At 66.6% G+C, this 19,960-nt stretch carries 17 protein-coding genes; 12 read left to right on the top strand and 5 right to left on the bottom strand.

Going from position 1 to position 19,960, the window contains the following annotated elements; translation table 11 throughout:
- Positions 1 to 24: 24 nt before the first annotated feature.
- Positions 25 to 2,178 carry a DUF4185 domain-containing protein gene (locus tag I7X18_RS02500; protein WP_193044715.1) on the bottom strand — a complete coding sequence of 718 codons (2,154 nt, stop codon included), beginning with the start codon at positions 2,176 to 2,178 and terminating at the stop codon, positions 25 to 27.
- A 379-nt stretch (positions 2,179 to 2,557) separates the two neighbouring features.
- On the opposite strand from I7X18_RS02500, the gene I7X18_RS02495 reads away from it, so the two are divergent.
- Complete coding sequence (locus tag I7X18_RS02495) at positions 2,558 to 2,806, top strand: hypothetical protein (protein WP_193044716.1); 249 nt, start codon at positions 2,558 to 2,560, stop codon at positions 2,804 to 2,806.
- Between the two features lie 9 nt (positions 2,807 to 2,815).
- Here the strand turns inward: I7X18_RS02495 and I7X18_RS02490 are convergent, their stop codons facing one another.
- Positions 2,816 to 3,805 (bottom strand): LLM class flavin-dependent oxidoreductase, encoded by a 990-nt coding sequence (locus I7X18_RS02490; protein WP_193044717.1) that lies wholly within the window; start codon positions 3,803 to 3,805, stop codon positions 2,816 to 2,818.
- Between the two features lie 132 nt (positions 3,806 to 3,937).
- Here I7X18_RS02490 and I7X18_RS02485 point away from each other — a divergent pair, with 132 nt between their 5' ends.
- Positions 3,938 to 5,437 (top strand): GMC family oxidoreductase, encoded by a 1,500-nt coding sequence (locus tag I7X18_RS02485; RefSeq protein ID WP_193044718.1) that lies wholly within the window; start codon positions 3,938 to 3,940, stop codon positions 5,435 to 5,437.
- 12 nt (positions 5,438 to 5,449) lie between these two features.
- Here the strand turns inward: I7X18_RS02485 and I7X18_RS02480 are convergent, their stop codons facing one another.
- Together I7X18_RS02480 and I7X18_RS29450 are read right to left on the bottom strand one after the other, a co-directional pair.
- Positions 5,450 to 6,184 carry a TetR/AcrR family transcriptional regulator gene (locus I7X18_RS02480; RefSeq protein WP_193044719.1) on the bottom strand — a complete coding sequence of 245 codons (735 nt, stop codon included), beginning with the start codon at positions 6,182 to 6,184 and terminating at the stop codon, positions 5,450 to 5,452.
- A gap of 75 nt (positions 6,185 to 6,259) precedes the next feature.
- Positions 6,260 to 6,433, bottom strand: a complete 174-nt coding sequence (locus I7X18_RS29450; protein ID WP_226863264.1) for a hypothetical protein — start codon at positions 6,431 to 6,433, stop codon at positions 6,260 to 6,262.
- A gap of 18 nt (positions 6,434 to 6,451) precedes the next feature.
- Between I7X18_RS29450 and I7X18_RS02475 the strand changes: the two genes are divergently transcribed.
- Positions 6,452 to 7,492, top strand: coding sequence for a GAF domain-containing sensor histidine kinase (locus tag I7X18_RS02475; RefSeq protein ID WP_232375394.1), 1,041 nt, complete (start codon positions 6,452 to 6,454; stop codon positions 7,490 to 7,492).
- A gap of 34 nt (positions 7,493 to 7,526) precedes the next feature.
- Here I7X18_RS02475 and I7X18_RS02470 read toward each other — a convergent pair whose 3' ends face one another.
- The gene (locus I7X18_RS02470) at positions 7,527 to 8,180 is read right to left on the bottom strand and encodes a response regulator (protein ID WP_193044720.1); all 654 of its coding nucleotides are present in this window, start codon (positions 8,178 to 8,180) and stop codon (positions 7,527 to 7,529) included.
- A gap of 540 nt (positions 8,181 to 8,720) precedes the next feature.
- Here I7X18_RS02470 and I7X18_RS02465 point away from each other — a divergent pair.
- From I7X18_RS02465 to I7X18_RS02425, 9 genes are all read left to right on the top strand, one after another.
- Positions 8,721 to 9,359 carry an HD domain-containing protein gene (locus I7X18_RS02465; protein WP_193044721.1) on the top strand — a complete coding sequence of 213 codons (639 nt, stop codon included), beginning with the start codon at positions 8,721 to 8,723 and terminating at the stop codon, positions 9,357 to 9,359.
- Between the two features lie 84 nt (positions 9,360 to 9,443).
- The gene (locus tag I7X18_RS02460; protein WP_193044722.1) at positions 9,444 to 12,188 is read left to right on the top strand and encodes an ATP-binding protein; all 2,745 of its coding nucleotides are present in this window, start codon (positions 9,444 to 9,446) and stop codon (positions 12,186 to 12,188) included.
- 19 nt (positions 12,189 to 12,207) lie between these two features.
- Complete coding sequence (locus I7X18_RS02455; RefSeq protein WP_193044723.1) at positions 12,208 to 14,958, top strand: ATP-binding protein; 2,751 nt, start codon at positions 12,208 to 12,210, stop codon at positions 14,956 to 14,958.
- Between the two features lie 149 nt (positions 14,959 to 15,107).
- Positions 15,108 to 16,625 carry a catalase gene (locus I7X18_RS02450; protein ID WP_193045013.1) on the top strand — a complete coding sequence of 506 codons (1,518 nt, stop codon included), beginning with the start codon at positions 15,108 to 15,110 and terminating at the stop codon, positions 16,623 to 16,625.
- An 88-nt stretch (positions 16,626 to 16,713) separates the two neighbouring features.
- The gene (locus I7X18_RS02445) at positions 16,714 to 17,478 is read left to right on the top strand and encodes an SDR family oxidoreductase (protein WP_193045014.1); all 765 of its coding nucleotides are present in this window, start codon (positions 16,714 to 16,716) and stop codon (positions 17,476 to 17,478) included.
- An 8-nt stretch (positions 17,479 to 17,486) separates the two neighbouring features.
- Positions 17,487 to 18,380, top strand: a complete 894-nt coding sequence (locus I7X18_RS02440) for an SDR family NAD(P)-dependent oxidoreductase (protein ID WP_193044724.1) — start codon at positions 17,487 to 17,489, stop codon at positions 18,378 to 18,380.
- Between the two features lie 82 nt (positions 18,381 to 18,462).
- Entirely contained in the window at positions 18,463 to 18,951 is a 489-nt protein-coding gene (locus I7X18_RS02435; RefSeq protein WP_193044725.1) for a sigma-70 family RNA polymerase sigma factor, read from the top strand.
- 40 nt (positions 18,952 to 18,991) lie between these two features.
- A complete protein-coding gene (locus I7X18_RS02430; RefSeq protein ID WP_193044726.1) occupies positions 18,992 to 19,507 on the top strand; it encodes a cupin domain-containing protein in 516 nt (171 codons plus the stop codon).
- A 42-nt stretch (positions 19,508 to 19,549) separates the two neighbouring features.
- Positions 19,550 to 19,957, top strand: a complete 408-nt coding sequence (locus I7X18_RS02425) for an ester cyclase (protein WP_319017970.1) — start codon at positions 19,550 to 19,552, stop codon at positions 19,955 to 19,957.
- Positions 19,958 to 19,960 lie beyond the last annotated feature (3 nt).

Here is a 19,960-nt window from a genome sequence, read left to right as displayed (position 1 = left end):
TTGTCGTCCGCGGGGGCCGCGGCGCTACACCTTCGTCAGATCGGTGCGCATGAGCTTCACCTGGTAGTCGTCCCAGGTGGACAGGTTCCAGTAGAGGTACTTCTGCTCCTCAGCCGTCAGATTGTCCGTCGAGGACCACGGGTGGATCATCGGCGCGTACAACCCCGGCATCTTCGACGCCGCCACCAGCGTCACCGGTGTCGACCACGGCCCCTCCGGCGAATCGGCCTTGCGCATGACGATGTTGTTGTTCTTGTCGCCGTACAACATGATGTATTTCTTCTCGTAGCTGTTGTACTGCACTGACATCTCGCTGACCGCCGGATGCGTGGTGGTCTTGATCAGTCCGAAGAAGCTCGAGGTGGTGGTGCCCGGCAGGATCGGCTTTGCGGCGGCCGGATTGCCCGGCGTCCACGAAGTTCCGTTCCAGTACTGGTATTTCGTCTTGTCGAGGATGTCGGCTTCAGCCACCCGGGATACGTACGCGGTGCCGGCCCGGCCCGCCGGGGTGCCGTAGGAGTAGATGTAGCCGTCGGTGATCTCGCGTCCCGACGCATCCTTCATCGGCTTACCGGTGACGGGGTCGACCGTGTACTTCCGGGTGTACGCGCCCTGCTGGAAGTTCTGCTCGCCGTTGACGAATGGCAGGGTCGAACGCCCGGCGGCTGCCGGTCGCACCGACGACGGCGGCACCACGGTCCAGTTCTGGCCGTTGTCATCGGAATACGCGATGGCCGAGTAGTTCGTCGTCCAACGGCCCGGCGTATCCCAGGACTTGACGGCCATGTAGTTGATGTACTGGCGCGTCGCGCCGTTCTTTCCCGCGCCGGGCACCGAGATGGCCGCCGTCGGGATCATCGTCACTTCCGTTCCGATGCCGTAGTGGTAGTTGCCGATGATCTCGCGGGAGAAGTTGGGGTCGCTCATCGGTGAACCGCTGTACATCCCGGGATCGTGGACTATCCCGTCCTTGACGTACATCCCATTGGACAGCACGGTGTCGGTGCTGCGGAACAGCGTGTTCATCCGCCACACCCCGGTGCGCACCGGGGTGCGGTTGCTGAACGTGTCACCGAAGGCGACGAGCACCTGGTGTTCGTTGACCGCGGTATTGGGGTTGTCGGGAATCCCGTTGTCCCACATGATTCCCAGGTCCGTGCCACCGATACCGAAGCGGGTGGTGGTGTTGTTCAGGCCGCCGGGCCCGGTGACGTTGGTGACGCGAACGGTGTTGGCGCTCACCGACACCGGGGTCACCTGATAGTCCTTGGCCGGGTCGTAGGGAGCCGCCGCTGCGGCAAGGGCCACGGCGGGCTGGCTCGTCGTGACCGACCGGGATGCCAGTGACCGCTCGAACTCGCGCCGCGAGGTCAGCGTCATCAGAGCGCTGAGCGCCCATGCCGGGCTGGGCAGCGACGGCAGGTTGCGCAGCGAGCCCAGTCCGAACGCGGCGAGCAGACGGTTGATCACCGGCGCCGATGACCGGGCCGCGGTGGGTGCGGTCATCGCGCTGACCACGGCCGCCGTCTGAGGCACCACCGTCTGCACCACCTCCGTGAGACTCTCGACGACGGACTCCACCGCCGCGGTCGGCTGTTCGGCCTGGCGGGTGATCTCGGTGGCGTTTATGGAGCGGGCGTCTTCGACAGTGACGGAGAGGGTTTCGGCCTTATCCAGTGCCACGGTGGGCGGGTCCGCTGGCCCCTCCTTCGAGCGCGGCCGCGCGGAGCGCTGGCCGGTGGCCGGCGCTTCGGGCACGAGCGCTGGCTCGACCTTCGCTACCTCGACCTTGGGTTCCTCGACCTTGGGTTCCTCGACCTTGGGTTCCTCGACCTTGGGTTCCTCGACGACCTTGGGTTCCTCGACCTTGGGTTCCTCGACGACGACAGGCTCATCGATGGCGGGCTCATCAAGGCCCTCGAGCTCGTCCGCTTCCTCCGGGTCGTCGGCAGGCTCGTCGGACGGGCCCTCAACGGCCTCCTCGTCCTCCGACAGCTCCGGCGAATCCTTCTCTTCTGCAGCGGGTTCCGATGGTTCACCGGGGTCCGCCTGCGATGTCGGATCGGTGTCGGTGGTCTCCGCGAAGGCCGTGCCGGGGCTCCCGAGCATCACGGCGGCGCCTACGCCCAGCGCCACCGCCAAGCCACCGACGCGCCCAATGTACGCCGAAGCATCCATTGCTCTCCCCTTGAAGATGCATCCCCCGACGCCAATCTGAAATTTCCACCCGGCGCTCCGGCCGTTGGTCCCCTGACGATAGCCGCAAAAACCCTGGATATTGCAACTTCCGTTAAAGATCTTCGTTTCGCGACCAGCGCCGGGACCGTTTCCGTCGATATCGGCGTTATACGGAACATCGATAACAGACGGAGGCGTCATGGGGTACCGGATCCAGGAAGCGCTACTGAAGGCTTACGCCTGCTTCACCGCCTGCGTGGACGCGGGCCGATCGGGGCGGGCGGCGGACCGCGGACCTGAAGGGGTCGACCCGAACCGGGGACACCGACGAGTGACGGACGACCACACCCCCGAAAAACGAGGAAGAGAGAAGTAGGACATGAACACTTTCGGAATCGCCACCATTGCCAGCGGACTGGCCGCCGCGATCCTCGGCATCGTCGCAACTCCTGCTCAGGCCGCACCCGCGGGCTCGGGCAACGCGCAGGATGTCATCGACCGTCTCGAAGACCGCGGCTACGCGATTCGCGTCAACCACCACGGTGCGGTCAAGCCACTCGACCAGTCGAGCATCGTGTCGGTGCGGTACGACAACCACGACCGCATCGTCTACGTCGACGTCCGCTGAACCGTCGGGTCACGGGAGCTGGCGCGTGAGCCCTGCCGCACGGGCAAAGGCATCCAATTCACGTTCGATGTCCGGGCCGGCCGGCTGATACACCAGTTCCGTGACCCCGGCGGCGGCATATCGGGCGACTTCATCCGCTACCTGAGCGGCGGTCCCCGTCAAACCTACTGCACCGCTGCATCTTACGAGTCGATCGAGACCCACCTGAGGCCCGGGTTCGACGAGGTGGATGGCCAGATGCCTCTCACCGCGGGGGCGGGCCTCCAGCTCGGCGCGCCAGGAGGGCCCGCCCGGCAGGGCATCGACGGCGACGGCTCCCAAACGCTCGTAGACGGCGTGATAGTGCAGCACCGCCGCGGCAGCGACGGCGCCGACCGCCCGCGGCGACGTCACCTCTTCCCCGTCGTCGAGCACCGTGCCGAAACACAACTGCGCACGCCAGCTCAAATCCGCCGCCGCAGCGGATCCGGGTGGCGCGACGGAGAACAGTCCGTCTCCCAACTCTGTTGCCACCGCCAGCCCCTTCGGCCCGTCAGCGGCCACCAGAATCGGCACGTCGATGGGTCGCGGAGCGCCGAAGCCCAGCAACTGCATCATCCGCAGTCTCGCGCCCTGCCACTCGGCGGTTTCGCCGGCCAGCAACGCCCGCAGGCAACGAACGTAGTCAGCGACGTGCTGCCACCGCATCGGCCGCTCGCCCAAGGCCAACCGGCCGGTGAAGCCCGCGCCGACCGCGACCGCGACCCGACCGGGGGCTTGATTCACGAGTTCTGCGATTGCGGAGGCATTGACCATCGGGTGACGCAGGCTCGGCACCAGGACGCCGGGGCCGATTCCGATGCGGGTGGTCTGCTCGGCGCACCGGCTGAGGACCATCCACACATCGGTGACGACGGCAGGCGACTCGTAGAGCCATGCGCGCTCATACCCGAGTGACTCGGCCAACCGTACATGGGCCGGCGTATTCGACGCCGTGGCGAACGCACAAGAGATTTCCATGCGAGTAACCCCCTCAGGCGAACGATGGATTATGCCGGTCGATTCAATCGTTATCAGTGGTACCACCGATACGCTTCCGTCGGAACTATCGGTGGTACCTGATATATGTTACCAGTGGAAACGGAGTACTTCATGTCACAGGCTCAGGTCTACGACTTCGTCATCGTCGGTGCGGGCACAGCGGGTTCGGTACTTGCCGCCCGCCTGAGCGAAAACCCTGACGCCCGGGTACTACTCATCGAGGCCGGCAGCGCGGTGCTGCCACCGGCGAGTGCGATACCGCCGGAGTGGCACACACTCACGGGTGGACCGGCCGACGGTGGTTTCCTCACGACCGTCCAGGCCGCCACGGGCAAGGCGGTCCATCTGCCGCTCGGACGCGGTATCGGCGGATCGTCGGCGATCAACGCGATGATGTTCGCGCGTGGGCATCGCGAAAGCTACGCCGGCTGGCCCGCCGGTTGGCGCTTCGACAACCTGCTGCCCTACTTCAAGCGAAGTGAGACGGCCCGCAAAGGTAACCCCGCGCTGCGCGGAGCCGACGGCCCGCTCACGGTGGGCCCGGCCGATCCCGTGAACGAAGTCCTCGCAGCGGGACTGGAGGCCGCGGTGCAATGCGGTTACCGCGCGGCGAGCGACATCAGCAGCGGATGCGAAATCGGTTTCGGCGCCGCGGATCTGACGCTTGCCGACGGACGCCGGCAGAGCGCCGCGGATGCCTACCTGATCCCGGCTCTCGACCGGCCCAACCTCGACGTCATCACCGACGCCGTCGTTCATCGACTGGCGATACTGAGCGGACGCTGCGTCGGCGTCGAGATCCACGATGCGTCATCGGTGACCTCGGTCCGCTACGGGAACGAGGTCGTGCTGGCCGCCGGCGCCATCAGGTCACCTCAACTGCTCATGGTGTCGGGCATCGGCCCGCAGGCCCATCTGCGTGATCTCGGGATCGATGTCGTCAGGGACCTGCCGGGAGTTGGTTCAAATCTGCAGGACCACCCTCTGAGCGGCCTCATCTACCGTTCGGCGAAACCGATCCCGACACCGCGCCACAATCACGGCGAGGTGATGGGTCTGATCGACACATCTTCCTCCGGAGGGGCGCCCGACTTGCAGATCGTCATGGCCGACACGGCCGCGGTGGTCGGACTCGATGCGCCTGACACCTACCTGATCGGCGTGTCGGCCATCCAACCGCACAGCCGCGGCAGCGTCCGGTTAGCCACTGCGAACATCGAGCAGCCGCCTCTCGTCGATCCGAACTATCTGGGCGACGAGCGCGACTGGAAGACGATGCTCGAAGGCTTCCGAATCGCACGTGAGATCGGTGCGGCTCCCGCGTTCAGCCCGTGGCTCGGCGAGGAATTGGCTCCCGGCCCGGTCGTCGTCAACGAAGACTCGTTGCGCCAGTACCTCAAGGAGGCTCTCGGCACATACTTCCATCCGGCGGGGACGTGCGCGATGGGCGACTCCGACGAGTCAGTCGTCGATGTGAAGCTGCGCGTACACGATATCTCGGGGCTGCGCGTCGCCGATGCGTCGGTCATGCCGTCGCTGCCATCGAACAATCCGATGGCGACCGTGTACGGGATCGCCGAGCGGGCAGCAGCGTTGATCCGAAAGCCGTGACCAGGCCGATGTTCAGCCGCTCTGGTCGGCGAGGCGGCCCAGCCATTCGTCGAGCAGGGCCCGCTCCGCAGAGCTCATCGGCAGATCATCGGCACTGCGGAGTGCCTCGGCGAGCGCCACCGCACGCGCCGGAAGCCTGGTGTTGCGTGCCGGCGTTCTCGGCTTGCGGTGCAGGATCGCCGACAGCGAGTTCTCCCGGGCGAGCGCGGACACTTCGAAATCCCGCTCCTCGGGCGGCTCCTGCATCAGGGCCAGGGTGGTCCCCAGTCCGGCGGCGAAGACGTAGTGCGTGGCGCGGTCGACACTCATGGAGAGCTTGCCCTGATCCCCCAACCGGGCGACCATTCCGCGGAGCAGGCTGACGGTTTCCCGCTTCGCCGCCGCGCCCAGCTGGCCTGGCGGGCGCGGGGTGGCATAGGCGAGCACGTAGGCGTCGGGATGGCGCAACCCGAACTCCACGTGCAGATCCCACGCTTCGCGCATCTGATCGATCGGGTTGTCGCTGGCGTCCATGAGCTGACGCTTGGCCTTCACATACTCCTGGAGCAGATAGTGCGTCAGCGCGTCGAGCAGTCCGTCCTTGTCCCCGAACCGCCGGTAGATGACCGGAGGTTGAACACCGGCGGCAGCAGCGACGGCTCTGGTGGACACCGCATCGACACCTCCTGACTCCAGGAGTTCCGCCGCCGCCTTCAGGAGGTTCTCGGCAGTGCTCAGCCGTTGTCCGCCTTTCCGTCCGTCAACCATGTTTCCGACGATAACAAGTGGCTGGGCCTGCCGCGCTGGATCGAACCGATTTCATGTTTCCACCGGTATCACTGTTCAGTTATCATCGATATTGGCCGACTCCATTCCGGACCGGCACACGAAAAGATCGCAGCGCACGGAGGAACACTCATCGTCGAAACCGAACGCCTGCAACGACTCCGCGACCTGGCCGAGACGCAGGCCGCCCTTCGACGTCTCGCCTTGCTGAGCGCTCAGAACGTCTCCCACGCGGAGGTCTTTGCCGCGGTGACGAAAGAGATCCGCCACCGGTTCGGGTCGTTGACCGCGAGGATGATCCGTTTCGAGAGCCAGGGTACTGCCACGATCGTGGCGAACGAGGGCACCGCGGGCCCGCACGTCCGCGTCGGTGAGGAGTGGACGAACTTTCCGGAGCACGGTCTCACCGGCACTGTGTGGCGTACTGGCCGACCGGCGCGTGTCGATGACTATCGAGAAATCCCCGGTGGCGAACCCTACCGCGCTGAGGGTCTGGTCAGCGCGGTGGCGGTGCCGATCTTCGTCAGCGGAAGTCTCTGGGGTTTGATCGCGATCGGCTCGGGGACCGGTCCGCTTCCGACCGACGCCGAGGAGCGGCTCAGCGAGTTCACCGACCTGACCGCCACCGCGATCGCCACTGCACAGAGCCGCGCTGAGCTGATCGCGTCGCGCGCAAGGATCGTCGCCGCAGCCGATGAGGCGCGTGCGCGCATCGAGCGGAACCTCCACGACGGCGCTCAACAGCATCTCGTCACTTTGGGTTTGCAGATCGCGACACTGGCGGAGTGTCCCGACCTCAGTGCGAGCGCGCGGTGCGAGTTGCAGAAGGTTTTGTCGGGTCTTCGGACGGTGCTCACAGAGCTGCGGGAGATCGCGCGCGGCATCCACCCGGCGGTGCTGTCCGACGCCGGCCTAGGACCCGCTTTGCGGTCACTCGCATCCAGATCAGCGCTTCCTCTTCGGGTTCGGGTCGACGTTCCCGCGCGGTTGGCCTCGCCGGTCGAGGTCGGCGCGTACTACGTCGTCGCGGAGTCGCTGACCAACGCGATCAAACATGCCAGGGCGACTCACGCCGAGGTCACGGCCACGCTGGCGAACGACGTGTTGTGTGTCAGCGTGGCCGACGACGGGGTCGGGGGTGCCGTCGGCCGGGTAGGGTCTGGTCTGATCGGTCTGCAGGACAGGGTGGAAGCCCTCGGTGGCCGGTTGCTGATCGACAGCCCACTCGGCGCAGGAACGCGGATCCACTGCGAGATTCCAACAGCGAAGCGTGGCGACAAGCCGCTGTGAACCTCTCAGACCGCACCACCTCCCGGCGCCGCCCTCAGCGACTCTCCAGGTAGATGATCACCGCTTGCACCCGTCGGTGTTGATCGCCGATGTCCGGAAGGTCTAGCTTCGCCAGCACATTTCGGACGTGCTTCTCGACGGTGGCCTCGGCGAGGTACAGGCGCCGGGCGATACCCGCATTCGAAAGCCCTTCGGCCATCAACACGAGCACCTCGCGTTCACGGCGGCTCAACCGCTCCAAGGGATCACTCGGGTGGGGAGTGTCCACCAACTCCCGTATGAAGACCGGGTCCAGCACCGATTCCCCGTGGGCGACCCGGTCGATCGCCTGGAGGAAACTAGCCACTTCGGTGACACGGCTCTTCAGCAGGTAACCGATCGGCTTGCCCTCGCGGAGAAGCTCTTTCGCGTGATGGACATCGACATGTGCTGACAGCACCAGGATCGCGGTATCGGGCAATTCCTGTTGGATGACCCGCGCCACGTCGATACCGTCGGTGTGGTGATGGGGCGGCATGCGGATGTCGAGCAACGCCAGATCGGGCTTCGCCTGCCGCACAAAAGCGAGCGCTTCGTCCGCGTCACCGGCTCGGCCCACCACCTCCAACCCCGATCGAACAAGCAGACTGCACAGACCTTCTCGCAGCAAGACTTCGTCTTCGGCCACGACCACCCGAATACCGGACACCGACTCCTCCTGGCACGCCCCCGGGGCGGTGACGTCGTGAGACTCAACGCATCCCGACGACATACCGATCCCCGGCGCGCCTCGATCACCGGATCCCGGCCGACCGTTTGAGGAAGTACTTCGCCACGGCGAGTGACGTCGCCAGTCCAGCGAGAATGACGAGGACGAGCACATCAACCATGCGTGCGATGCGGTGACAGACGAATGCTGACGCGTCGGTGGTTCCGGCGATACGCCGCGCTCCAGGTGAAGCCCATGAAATGTACTTCGATCGCCGCGGCGGGGCCGGGGATATGTCGCGTCTGGGGGAAGGGTGCCGCGTTCATGGACTGCACCCTTCCGAATCTCTACGACGTTGTCGGTGCTGCTGACCCCCAATTCGATGCAGCGGCGTCCGGGCACCGGCACTACCGGCTAACTTCCAGGCCCCTGTCACCTCCAGTGGCACGCCCCGGGGGTTTCACGGGCGCGACCGGGGGCGGCTTGACCGAACCTGGATGCACCGACAACGCCGAAGGGCGTCACGAAGGAGAGACAAAGATGACCCAGTCAATTGCCGGTGTACTGATCCCGGATTCCGTATTGGTGCGCGAGGCCACGGAGTTCGTTCGCGACGTCACCGACGATCTGGTGTTCCACCATTCCCGGCGCGTGTTCCTCTGGGGAAGCCTGCAGGGAGCGCGCCGCGGCCTGGTCCCCGACCCGGAACTGCTCTACGTCGGCGCGATGTTTCACGACCTCGGACTGACCGACGAGTACGGCAGCACCGACCAGCGATTCGAACTGGACGGGGCAGACGCGGCGCGAACCTTCCTAATCGGCCACGGTGTGTCCCATGAGGAGGCCATGAGGGTTTGGCTCGGCATCGCCTTACACACCACCCCGGGCATTCCGGACCGCTTGGAACCGGATGTGGCTTTGGTGACCGCAGGCGTCGAGACCGATGTCCTCGGTCTCGGCCTGGACGCGCTCACCTCGGCGGAGATCCAGGAGGTCATCGCCGCCCATCCGCGCGTCGACTTCAAGGCCGGCATCCTGCGCGCGTTTCACAACGGCATGAAGCGGCGGCCGGACACCACGTTCGGCACGATGAACGACGACGTGCTCGCCCACTTCGACCCTTCCTTCGCCCGTACCGACTTCGTCAGCCTGATCACGCGCAATGTCCTACCGGGCTGACGGGGCGCGGCGGTGACTCTCGCCGAGGCGGACCGTTTGAGCAAACCACCCGGCGCCCCGGCCGGGGGTGCCAGGATGTTGCGTGTGTCCGCTCAGCCCGAACTCCTCGGCCGCCACCGTGAGCAGGAGACGTTGTCCCGGCTCATCGACGGCGCCCGGCAGAGTCGAAGCGGTGCGCTGGTCATCCGGGGCGAGGCCGGGATCGGGAAGACCGCTCTGCTCACCTCCGCGCTGACACGCGCCACCCATATGCGACACCTCTGTGTCAGCGGTGTCGAATACGAGTCGGAATTGGCGTACTCCGGTGTGCAACAAGTCTGCCAGCCGTTGACGGGTCAGTTCGGGGACCTTCTGCCGCCGCAGCGAGACGCGCTGCTCGTCGTCCTGGGGCTCAGCGACGGGGATGCGCCCGACCGGTTCCGCGTCGCGCTGGCCGTGCTGACCCTGCTCGGCGAGGCGGCCCGAACCACGCCCATCGTGTGCGCCATCGACGACGCGCAGTGGCTGGACAAGGCCTCCCTGCAGGTGTTCGGATTCGTGGCGCGGCGGCTGGCCGCGGACCCTGTCGTGATGATCTTCGCCGCGCGGCCGTTCGACAGTGACAGCGAACTGGCCGGCCTTCCGGAGATGTGGTTGGAGCGGCTGGACGACCGCGCCGCCCGTGCGCTGCTGGCCAGATCACTGCCCGGTCGCGTCGATGAGCGGACACAGGCCGGCATTCTCGCCGAAGCAGCAGGGAATCCGTTGGCGCTCTTGGAGCTTCACCGCGTACTGACGCCGGCAGAGCTCGCAGGGGGTTACGGGTGGGCCAAGGCGCGCCTTCCCGCCGAACGCGTCGAGTCGGTGTACTCCAGACTCCTACCCGGGCTGCCAGAGCCGACACGGACCCTGCTGTTGATCGCGGCGTCGGAGCCTGCGGGCCAGCCCATGGACGTGTGGGCGACCGCCGCCCTGCTGGGAGTCGGCGTTGACGCCGCCGGCCCCGCCGAAGAGGCCGGTTTGTTGACGATCGGCAGGCGAATCCAGTTCCGCCACCCCTTGGTTCGGTCCGCCATCTACCAGAGCGCTTCGCAGGACGAACGGCGCAGCGTGCACCGGGCACTGGCCGAAGTGATGGTCGGCCGCGGCGAGGAGTCCCGCCGCGCATGGCATCGCGCCCATGCCGCAGCCGAACCAGACGAATCCGTCGCGCATGACCTGGAGGCGTCGGCCGACCAGGCCAGGGCACGTGGCGGCGCCGCAGCGGCGGCCGCCTTCCTGTCGGCCGCGGCAGAGTTGTCCCCTGACCGAGCCGAATGTGGGCGACGCGCCGTCGCCGCGGCCCGTGACATGCTCGACGCCGGGGCACCCGACGCCGCCCTGCAACTGCTCGCCCACGCCGAATCCGCGGCGGACCTCGACGGCATCCACGTCGAGGTACTCCGGTCTGAGATCGCCTTCGCGACGCGCCGCGGCGGCGACGCCCCGATCCACCTGCTCGCCTGCGCCGAACGGCTCGCACCGGTCGACGTCGCACTGTCGCGGCAGACCTACCTCAAGGCGATGATGGCGTCGATCTTCTCGGCCCGGCTCTCGGGTGCGGACGCTGCGGATCCGGCCGCGATCGCGACGGCGTGTGCCGCCGCACCCGCGCCCACCGCGGCGCCGGGCGCCGCGGATCTCCTGTTGACCGGCTTGGTGAAGCGGTTCACCGCCGGCTACGGCGAGGCCGCGCCCGTGTTGCGGCGGGCGTTGCGCGTGTTCCGTGACGAAGCGGCCGCGGGTACGGCCGATGCGCAGTGGTACGGGCTCGCCGGACGCGTCGCACTGGACCTCTGGGAACAAGCCGACTGGGCGGCGATCGCGCAGCAGCAGATCGACCTACTCCGCCGCGGCGGCGTCCTCACGCTGCTTCCCGTAGCACTCGCCCACCGCGCCGGAGTGTCTGTGCACAGCGGTCGGTTCGCCGAAGCGGATGGCTTCATCGAAGAGGCACAGGCGATCTCCGCGGCGATAGGCGTGCCGTCGCCCGGGTACATCGAACCGGTGCTCGCCGCATTCCGCGGGCAACCGGAGCGCACCATGGAACTGGTGGATGCCGGCATCGCCAGCGCGACCGCACGCGGAGAAGGACGGGTCATCCCCCTGGTCGGATACGCCGCAGGCGTGCTGCACAACACCTTCGGCGATTACGGCGCGGCTCTGGCGGCTACCAAGTGGGCAGTCGACTACGACGATCTCGGAATGTGCGGTTACGGCCTACTGGAACGGGTCGAGGCCGGTGCGCTCGGCGGCGATACGGCGGCTGCGCACCAGGCGCTTGATCAGCTGCTCGAACGCACCGCCGCGACCGGCACCGAGATGGCGCTGGGGATGGCAGCTCGCTCGCAGGCACTGCTCGCGAACGACGGCTGCGCGGAGGAGCTGTTCATCGCGTCGATCACCCACTTGAAGCGCTGCGACGTCGACGTGCTGCTCGCCCGGGTCCACCTGCTGTACGGCGAGTGGTTGCGCGACCGGGGCAGGCAGGATGCCGCGGCCACCCAGTTACGGCGCGCCCACGGCATCTTCAGCAGAATGCGTGCCGACGGCTTCGCCGGCCGGGCGCGGCGCGGATTGTCCGATCTCGGCCAGGCCATGCCGGTGCCGGACACCGGGTTGGCCGACGAGTTGAGCCGACAGGAACTCACCATCGCCCGCATGGCGCGCAGCGGTCAGACCAACACCGAGATCGCCGCCCAACTGTTCATCAGTCCACGGACCGTTGAGTGGCATATGACCAGGATCTTCGGCAAGCTGAGTATCACGTCACGGCACGGCCTCCGCGCCGCCCTGACGGATACCGCATAACGCAGGAACGATTTCGGGCATGGTCAATCCGCGCCGTTTGGTGGGCCGGCAGCGCGAACAGCAGGAGCTGGTGCGACTGCTTGCCGACGCGCGGGGTGGGCACAGCAGGGTGGTCGTCCTCCGTGGAGATGCCGGTGTCGGAAAAACTTCGCTGCTGGAGTACCTCCTGGCCCGCGCCGCGGACTTCCGAGCACTCCGTATCGGAGGCTCCGAATCCGAGATGGAACTGGCCTACGCCGGACTGCACCAGTTGTGTGCGCCGCTACTCGGCCGGCTCGACCGACTGCCCGCGCCACAGCAGCGGGCATTGCGGGTGGCCCTCGGTCTGGCCGACGGCGACCCGCCGGACCGGTTGATGGTCGGGCTTGCGGTCCTCACCCTGCTTGCCGGGGTATCCAGTGAGCGGCCCACGCTCTGCCTGGTCGACGATGCGCAGTGGGTCGACGCGGCGTCACTGCAAGCGCTGGCGTTCGTGGCGAGGCGAGTGATCGCCGACCACATCGTGATCGTCTTCGCCGCGTGTAAACGGAGGGAGGATCGTCTCCTGTCCGATCTTCCCGAACTCCAGATCCGCGGGCTCGACGACCACGACGCGCGCATGTTGCTCGACCGAAGTCTGCCGGGCCAGCTCGACGAACAGGTACGCGAGAACATCATCGCCGAGGCCCGCGGTAACCCGTTGGCGCTTCTGGAATTACACCGCGTGCTCTCCCCGGCCGAGTTGGCCGGTGGCTTCGGCTTGGCCGAAGCTGACCAGCTGACCAACCGTCTCGAGCGAGGCTTCGGCCAACAGGTTACGGAACTCTCGCCACAGACCAAGACGCTGCTGTTGCTCGCCGCGTCGGACCCCACCGGTGACCCGCGTTGGCTGCGCGGAGCCGCCGAAGTCCTCGGCATCCCGGAAAGCGCAGCCGATACGGCCGAAGCCGCCGAGCTCATCTCGATCGGCACCCGCGTGCGCTTTCGGCATCCGCTGATCCGGTCGGCCGTGTATCGCAGTGCCTCACCATCGGAGAGACGACGCGTTCATCGAGCGCTGGCCGACGTCATCGATGGACCGGCGTCCGATGAGCACCGCGCGTGGCACCTCGGACATGCCGCGACCGGACCCGACGAGCAGGTCGCCGAACATCTCGAGCGTTCGGCGGAGCAGGCCCGCAGCCGCAGCGGTATCGCGGCAGGCGCGGCCTTCCTGGAGTTCGCGGCCGATCTGACCCCGGACCCGCACCGCCGTGCCCAGCGTGCGCTCGCGGCCGCACGGGCGAAGCTGGACGCCGGCGCACCGGAATCCGCAGCCCAGCTCCTCATCCGAGCCCCGCACCCCACCGACGATGAACGGCTGAGCACCAGGATCGATCGTGTGCGCGCCAGATGCGCGCTCGCGACGGGCCACGTGGGCGACGCGATCTCTCGTCTGGCGGTAAGCGCCCGGCGCGTGCGCGATCTCGACCCGGTCCTCGCCCGAGACATCTACCTGGAGGCACTCACAGCGGCCGTGCTGGCCGGGCGGTCGGCATCAACAGAGACGTCGGCCATGACCGTGGGCTTGGCGGCCCGGGCGAGTGCGCCGGTCGTGAAACCGGCGCGAGCCGTGGACCTCATGCTGGACGCCCTGATCGCCAGGGTCGTCGACGGCTACGTCGTCGCCGCGCCGTTGCTCAAACGAGCAGTGGACGCATTTCTCGATCTGGATGCGACCGAGGTGGCCGAACCGTGGTTCTACGGCGTGATCACCCGGGTCACTGTCGATCTGCTCGACTTCGAGGCGCTTTACGCGATCGCTGAACGTCAGCTCGCCGCGCTCCGCGCAGCGGGAGCGCTGGGCTCCCTCGCGCGTGCCCTCGACCTCCTCGCAGTGGCCGACATCTTCCGTGGGCGCTTCCCGGAGGCGGCCGCGGCGCTTTCGGAGGCTGAGGCGATCGCCACCGCGATCGGCGGCCACGACGAGCACCCCGCCGTCGCGCTGCTGGCCGCGTTCCGTGGTCAGGAGACACTCAGCCATGAGTTGACCGCCGCGATCACCGAAGACGCAGCGATTGCGCCGGGCCAAGGGTTCTTCGTCGGCGCCGCATGGTTCTCGCTAGCGGTGCTGCACAACAGCCTCGGCCACTACACCGAGGCGCTTTCGGCATGTGAACAAGCGATGGAGAACGCCGATTTCGTCATCGGCGGGCTGACGTTGCCGGAGATGGTCGAGGCCGCGACACGTTGTGGCGAGCATGCGGCGGCCAGCTCCGCGCTGGCCCGGCTGATCGAACGCGCGGATGCCGGCGGGACCCGCACCGCACTGGGCCTGGCGGCTCGGTCGCGCGCGCTGAGCAGTGACGGGCCTGCTGCGGAGGCCGAGTACCTCACCGCGCTGGCACACCTCGAGGAGAGTCCCGCCGCGGTGTACCTGGCGCGGACCCAACTCGTGTACGGCGAATGGCTACGCCGACAGGGGCGCCGGGTAGATGCCCGGACCCAACTGCGCACATCGCTAGACGCTTTCACCGCCATGGGTGCCGACGGCTTCGCCGGGCGCGCACGCCGGGAGTTGGAGGCCACCGGGGAGACGGTGCGCAAGCGCGGCGCCACCGTTCCCGTCGAGCTCACGACCCAGGAAAGCCACATCACTCAACTGGCCCGCCGGGGCCACACCAATTCCGAGATCGCCGCGCACCTGTTCATCAGCCCCCGCACCGTGGAGTGGCACATGGGCAAGATCTTCACGAAGCTCGGCGTCACTTCGCGCAAGGAGCTTCGCAGCATGGCGCTGCCCGTCGAGTGACCCGTACCCCGGGGGCCCGGGGTTTGCGGACCCGTGGTTCACCCGGGCGCCCGGGCCGGTCTGTCGGTGATTGAGTCCATCTCAACCCCCAACAGGCCGATCGAGGAGAACCCGTGACTGCCAACGGACAGGCGAACGGAAGCGCCGATCTGCGCGCCGGAAAACTCACCACCGTCGCCGGGGCGCCGGTGGTCGACAACAACAACGTGGCGACCGCCGGGCCCCGGGGACCGATGCTGCTGCAGGACGTCTGGTTCCTCGAGAAGCTCGCACACTTCGACCGCGAGGTGATCCCCGAACGGCGGATGCACGCAAAGGGTTCCGGGGCATACGGCACCTTCACCGTCACCAACGACATCACGCAATACACCCGCGCCAAGTTGTTCTCGGAGGTGGGGATGCAGACCCAACTCTTCGTCAGGTTCTCCACGGTGGCAGGTGAACGTGGCGCCGCAGAGGCCACCCGGGACATCCGTGGTTTCGCGGTGAAGTTCTACACCGAGGAGGGCAACTGGGACCTGGTCGGCAACAACACCCCGGTGTTCTTCCACCGCGACCCGCTCAAGTTCACCGACCTCAACCATGTCGTCAAGCGGGACCCCCGCACCAATCTGCACAGCCCGCGGAACAACTGGGACTGGTGGAGTCTGCTGCCCGAGTCCCTGCACCAGGTCACCATCACGATGAGCGACCGCGGCATCCCGAAGTCCTACCGCCACATGCACGGATTCGGTTCACACACGTACAGCTTCGTCAACGCTGAGGGAGTTCGGAACTGGGTGAAGTTCCACCACGTCTGCCAGCAGGGTATCGAGTTCCTGACCGACGCCGAGGCGGAGGCGCTCGTAGGCAGGGACCGTGAGAGTCACCAGCGGGATCTGTACGAGTCGATCGAACACGGCGAGTTCCCGCGTTGGAAGTTGTTCGTGCAGATCATGTCCGAGTACGAGGCGGCGGCGCTGCCCTACAACCCGTTCGACCTCACGAAGGTCTGGCCGCACGGCGCCCACCCCCTCATCGAAGTCGGTGTATGGGAACTCAACCGCAACCCGGACAACTACTTCGCCGAGGTCGAGCAGGCAGCCTTCTCACCCGCGCGAATCGTCCCCGGCATCGGATTCTCGCCGGACAAGATGCTTCAGGGACGACTGTTTTCCTACAACGACGCCCAGAACTACCGGTTGGGCGTCAACCATCATCAGATACCGGTCAACGCGGCCCGTTGCCCCGTGCACGCCTACCACCGTGACGGCGCCATGCGCGTCGACGGCAACTACGGCGGCACGCTGCCCTATGAACCCAACAGCTACGGCGAGTGGCAGGAACAGCCGGGCTACGGTCATCCGCCGGAAGAGCTCGGCTTCGTCGCCGCAGGGCACTGGAATCACCGCGACGACGACGATGCCTACTTCACGCAACCGCGCGCCCTGTTCCGCCTGATGACCGCCGACGAACAGGACCGCCTGTTCGCCAACACCGCCCGCGCCATGCGAGGCGTCCCCCACGAGATCCAGCAGCGGTGGATTTCCCTCTGCGGCCGAGCCGATCCCGCGTACGGCGCCGGCGTGGCGCGGGCGATCGAAGAGCTCGAGAGAAGGGATGTACCCCTGCTAGCCGGTAGTACTTCTGACGGGCAGTACCCCCCTGCGGATGGCAGTCAGCAATGACGACAGACGGCCGACCGTCGAGCAGAGTCTTGCAGCAACGCTGCTCGGAACCGAACCCCTCGAAAACACGGACAAGAAAGGCGCAGCAGTGAAGATCTCCGGTAACACCATCTTCATCCCCGGCTCCACCAGCGGTATCGGATTGGCGCTCGCCCTCGCCCTGCAAGCCAGGGGCAACACCGTCATCGTCGGTGGACGGCGCGTCGAGGAACTGGAGAAGATCACCACCGAGCACCCCGAACTGGGCGCGGTCGCCATCGACACGACCGACCCCGCCAGCATCCAGCGGGCCGCGGCCCAAACGCTCACCGAGTATCCCGATCTCAACGTGGTGATCGCCATGGCCGGCATCATGCGGATCGAAGACTGGCATCACCCCGACACCTTCCTCGATACCGCCACGGCCGTAGTCGAGACGAACGTGCTCGGACCCATCCGGCTGATCGCGGCGTTCATCGAGCATCTTCAGCAGCAGCCGGACTCGACCATCGTCACCGTGTCGTCGGGACTGGCGTTCGCACCGTTGCGGGTCACCCCCGCCTACAACGCCTCCAAGGCGGCAATTCACATGCTCAGCGAATCGATCCGGTTGCAGCTGGCCGACACCAGCGTCAAGGTCGTCGAACTCGTGCCGCCCCCGGTGCGGACCCGCCTGATGCCGGGTCAGGAGACAAGCGAGTTCGCCATGCCGCTCGACGACTTCGTCGGTGAAGTCCTCGCGCTCCTCGAAGCAGAACCTGAAGCCCGCGAAATCCTCGTCGATCGCGTGAAGTTCCTGCGCTACGGCGAGGCGCGGGGGGACTACGACGACGTCGTCGTGCAGCTCAACGCTGCCGACCCACACGGGAAGTGAGTACGAAGATGGAATATGTCGTTTTGATCACCGGTGCCTCGAGTGGCTTCGGACGGCTTTCCGCCGAGGCGCTGGCCAGAGCCGGACACACCGTCTATGCCTCGATGCGCGGCACCACCGGACACAACGTGGCACAGGTGGCCGCCATGTCGGAGTTCGCCCGAGTCAACGGGGCGGACCTGCGCACGGTCGAGCTGGACGTGGGGTCTCAGCAGTCGGCCGATGCGGCTGTCGAACACGTCATCGGGGAGGTAGGCCACATCGACGTCGTGGTGCACAACGCCGGCCACATGTCATACGGACCGGCCGAGGCCTTCAGCCCGCAGCAGCTTGCGGCGCTCTACGACGTGAATGTGCTTGGTGCACAACGTGTCAACAAGGCGATTCTGCCCCATCTGCGGGCGAACCGACGCGGGCTGGTGTTGTGGATGTCGAGTAGCAGCGTCGCCGGTGGAACGCCGCCTTACCTCGGTCCCTACTTCGCCGCGAAGGCGGCTTTCGACGCACTGGCAGTCTCCTACGCCCGGGAACTCACACTGTGGGGCATCGAGACGTCGATCGTTGTACCGGGTGCTTTCACCAACGGCACCAACCACTTCGCCCATGCCGCGCGTCCGGACGATCCAGGGGTGGTCGATGCGTATGAGGCCGGTCCATACGCCGGATACGCCGAGCGCGTTCAGAAAGCCTTCGACGCGATCGTACCTGCGAACGCCGATGCTGCCGCGGTCGCCGAAGCGGTCGTCGCCGTAGTGGAAGCACCGATCGGGTCGCGGCCTTTCCGCGTACACGTCGACCCCACCCAGGACGGCGCGGACGTCGGGTTCGCGGTGCTGGATCGGCTGAAGGCCGAAATGCTCCACCGCACCGGGCTGAGTGAACTCCTGCGCGCGGCGAACTGAGACCATGACGAGCACCACCGCACGACGATTCTGCAGTGAGGCACTTCCCTACTACGACGACTTGTACCGACGTGCACGGCACATGACCGGAAATCGGCACGACGCGGAAGACCTCGTGCAGGAGACCCTGGCGAAGGCCTTCACCAGGTACGACAGGTATTGCGAAGAGAACAAGCTGCGGGCGTGGCTGTTCCGGATCATGTTCACCACGTGGATCGACACGTACCGCGCCGGCCGGTCCCGGCCGACCGAAGTGCTGACCGGAGAGTTCTCCGACGGCCAGATCGCGGGTCGCCATCCGCAGCGCATACTGCGCCTTTGTTCGGCGGAGGACCAGGTGCTCGACGCGCTGCCCGACGACGACACCGCTGATGCGCTACGCCGACTGCCGCAGAACTTCCGGGCTGTTGTCTACCTTGCCGATGTCCACGGTTATCCCATCGCGGAGATCGCCGGTCTGCTCGGCACACCGATTGGGACGGTGTCGTCCCGGCTCCATCGCGGGCGCGCGAAGCTGCGCCTGCTGCTTGCCGACACTGCCGGCACACGAGGATTTGACATCCCCGCCTGACAACGCGGTTGTTCTCGAAGCAGCCGGAGGGAGAAACACAATGGCTCACTGCTCCTTTCCCCGCCTCACCGAGGGCACCGGCGGCGAAGTGCTCGACGTCCTCGGTCCGACCGTGGAATTCCTCAATGTGTCGCACGGGCAGTACGAACAGTTCTGCCTGATGCGCGCCGTGGTACCGCCCGGCGCGACGGTACCTCTGCACAGTCATGACGATGTCGAGGCGTTCTACATCGTGTCCGGTGCCCAGGAGGTGTTGGCACCCGGGGAAGACGGACTGCAGTGGCGGGTCGCGCGCGCCGGTGACTTCGTATACCTCGCGGGCGGCGCCCTGCACGCCCACCGAAACGTCTCAGACGAGGATGCCGTCGACCTGATCATCACCACTCCCCGGATGGGTGCGTTCTTCCGCGAGATCGGTGTCCCTATCGACGAAGTCGGATGGCACACACCGCAGCAACGGTTGGGCGTTTTCGTCGAGACAGCTTTGCGGTACGGGATGCGGCTGGGCACACCCGAAGAGAATGCGGCCGTCGGAATCGAGCTCCCGGCCGGTTGATTCTTTGGGCATACCCGCAATAGCGGGGACGTTCTGCAAGACATGAAGGACATGGATTCGATCGGCATCGTGCACGCGTTCTGGGACGAGGTGTGGAACGCCCACGACCCGGACGCGGTGGACCGGTTCGTCGTCGACGACTTCGTCATCGTCAGCGGCGGCGAGACGATCACCGGGCGCGAGAACTTCAAGGACTGGATTCGCGGGTTCCTGGCCAGCGTCGATGATCTGCGTCTGGAGGTCAGCGAGTCTTTTCAGAACGAGGACGGCACCCGGGTGGCGTCGCGGTGGCTGCTCACGGGCAGAAACAACGGAGTGCTGGGCACAGAGCCCGATCAGCGGGACATCGCGCTGACCGGAACTGCCGTGTGGGCGGTGCGGGAGGACGGGAGACTGACGACCAACTGGGTGGAGCGGTCCTCCTGGGAACTGTCCAAACGCCTCTCCTAACGG

Source organism: Mycolicibacterium baixiangningiae, from assembly GCF_016313185.1.
Taxonomy (GTDB): domain Bacteria; phylum Actinomycetota; class Actinomycetes; order Mycobacteriales; family Mycobacteriaceae; genus Mycobacterium; species Mycobacterium baixiangningiae.
The sequence above is the reverse complement of the archived record's forward strand: the minus strand, read 5'-3'. Positions and strand labels throughout refer to the sequence as shown.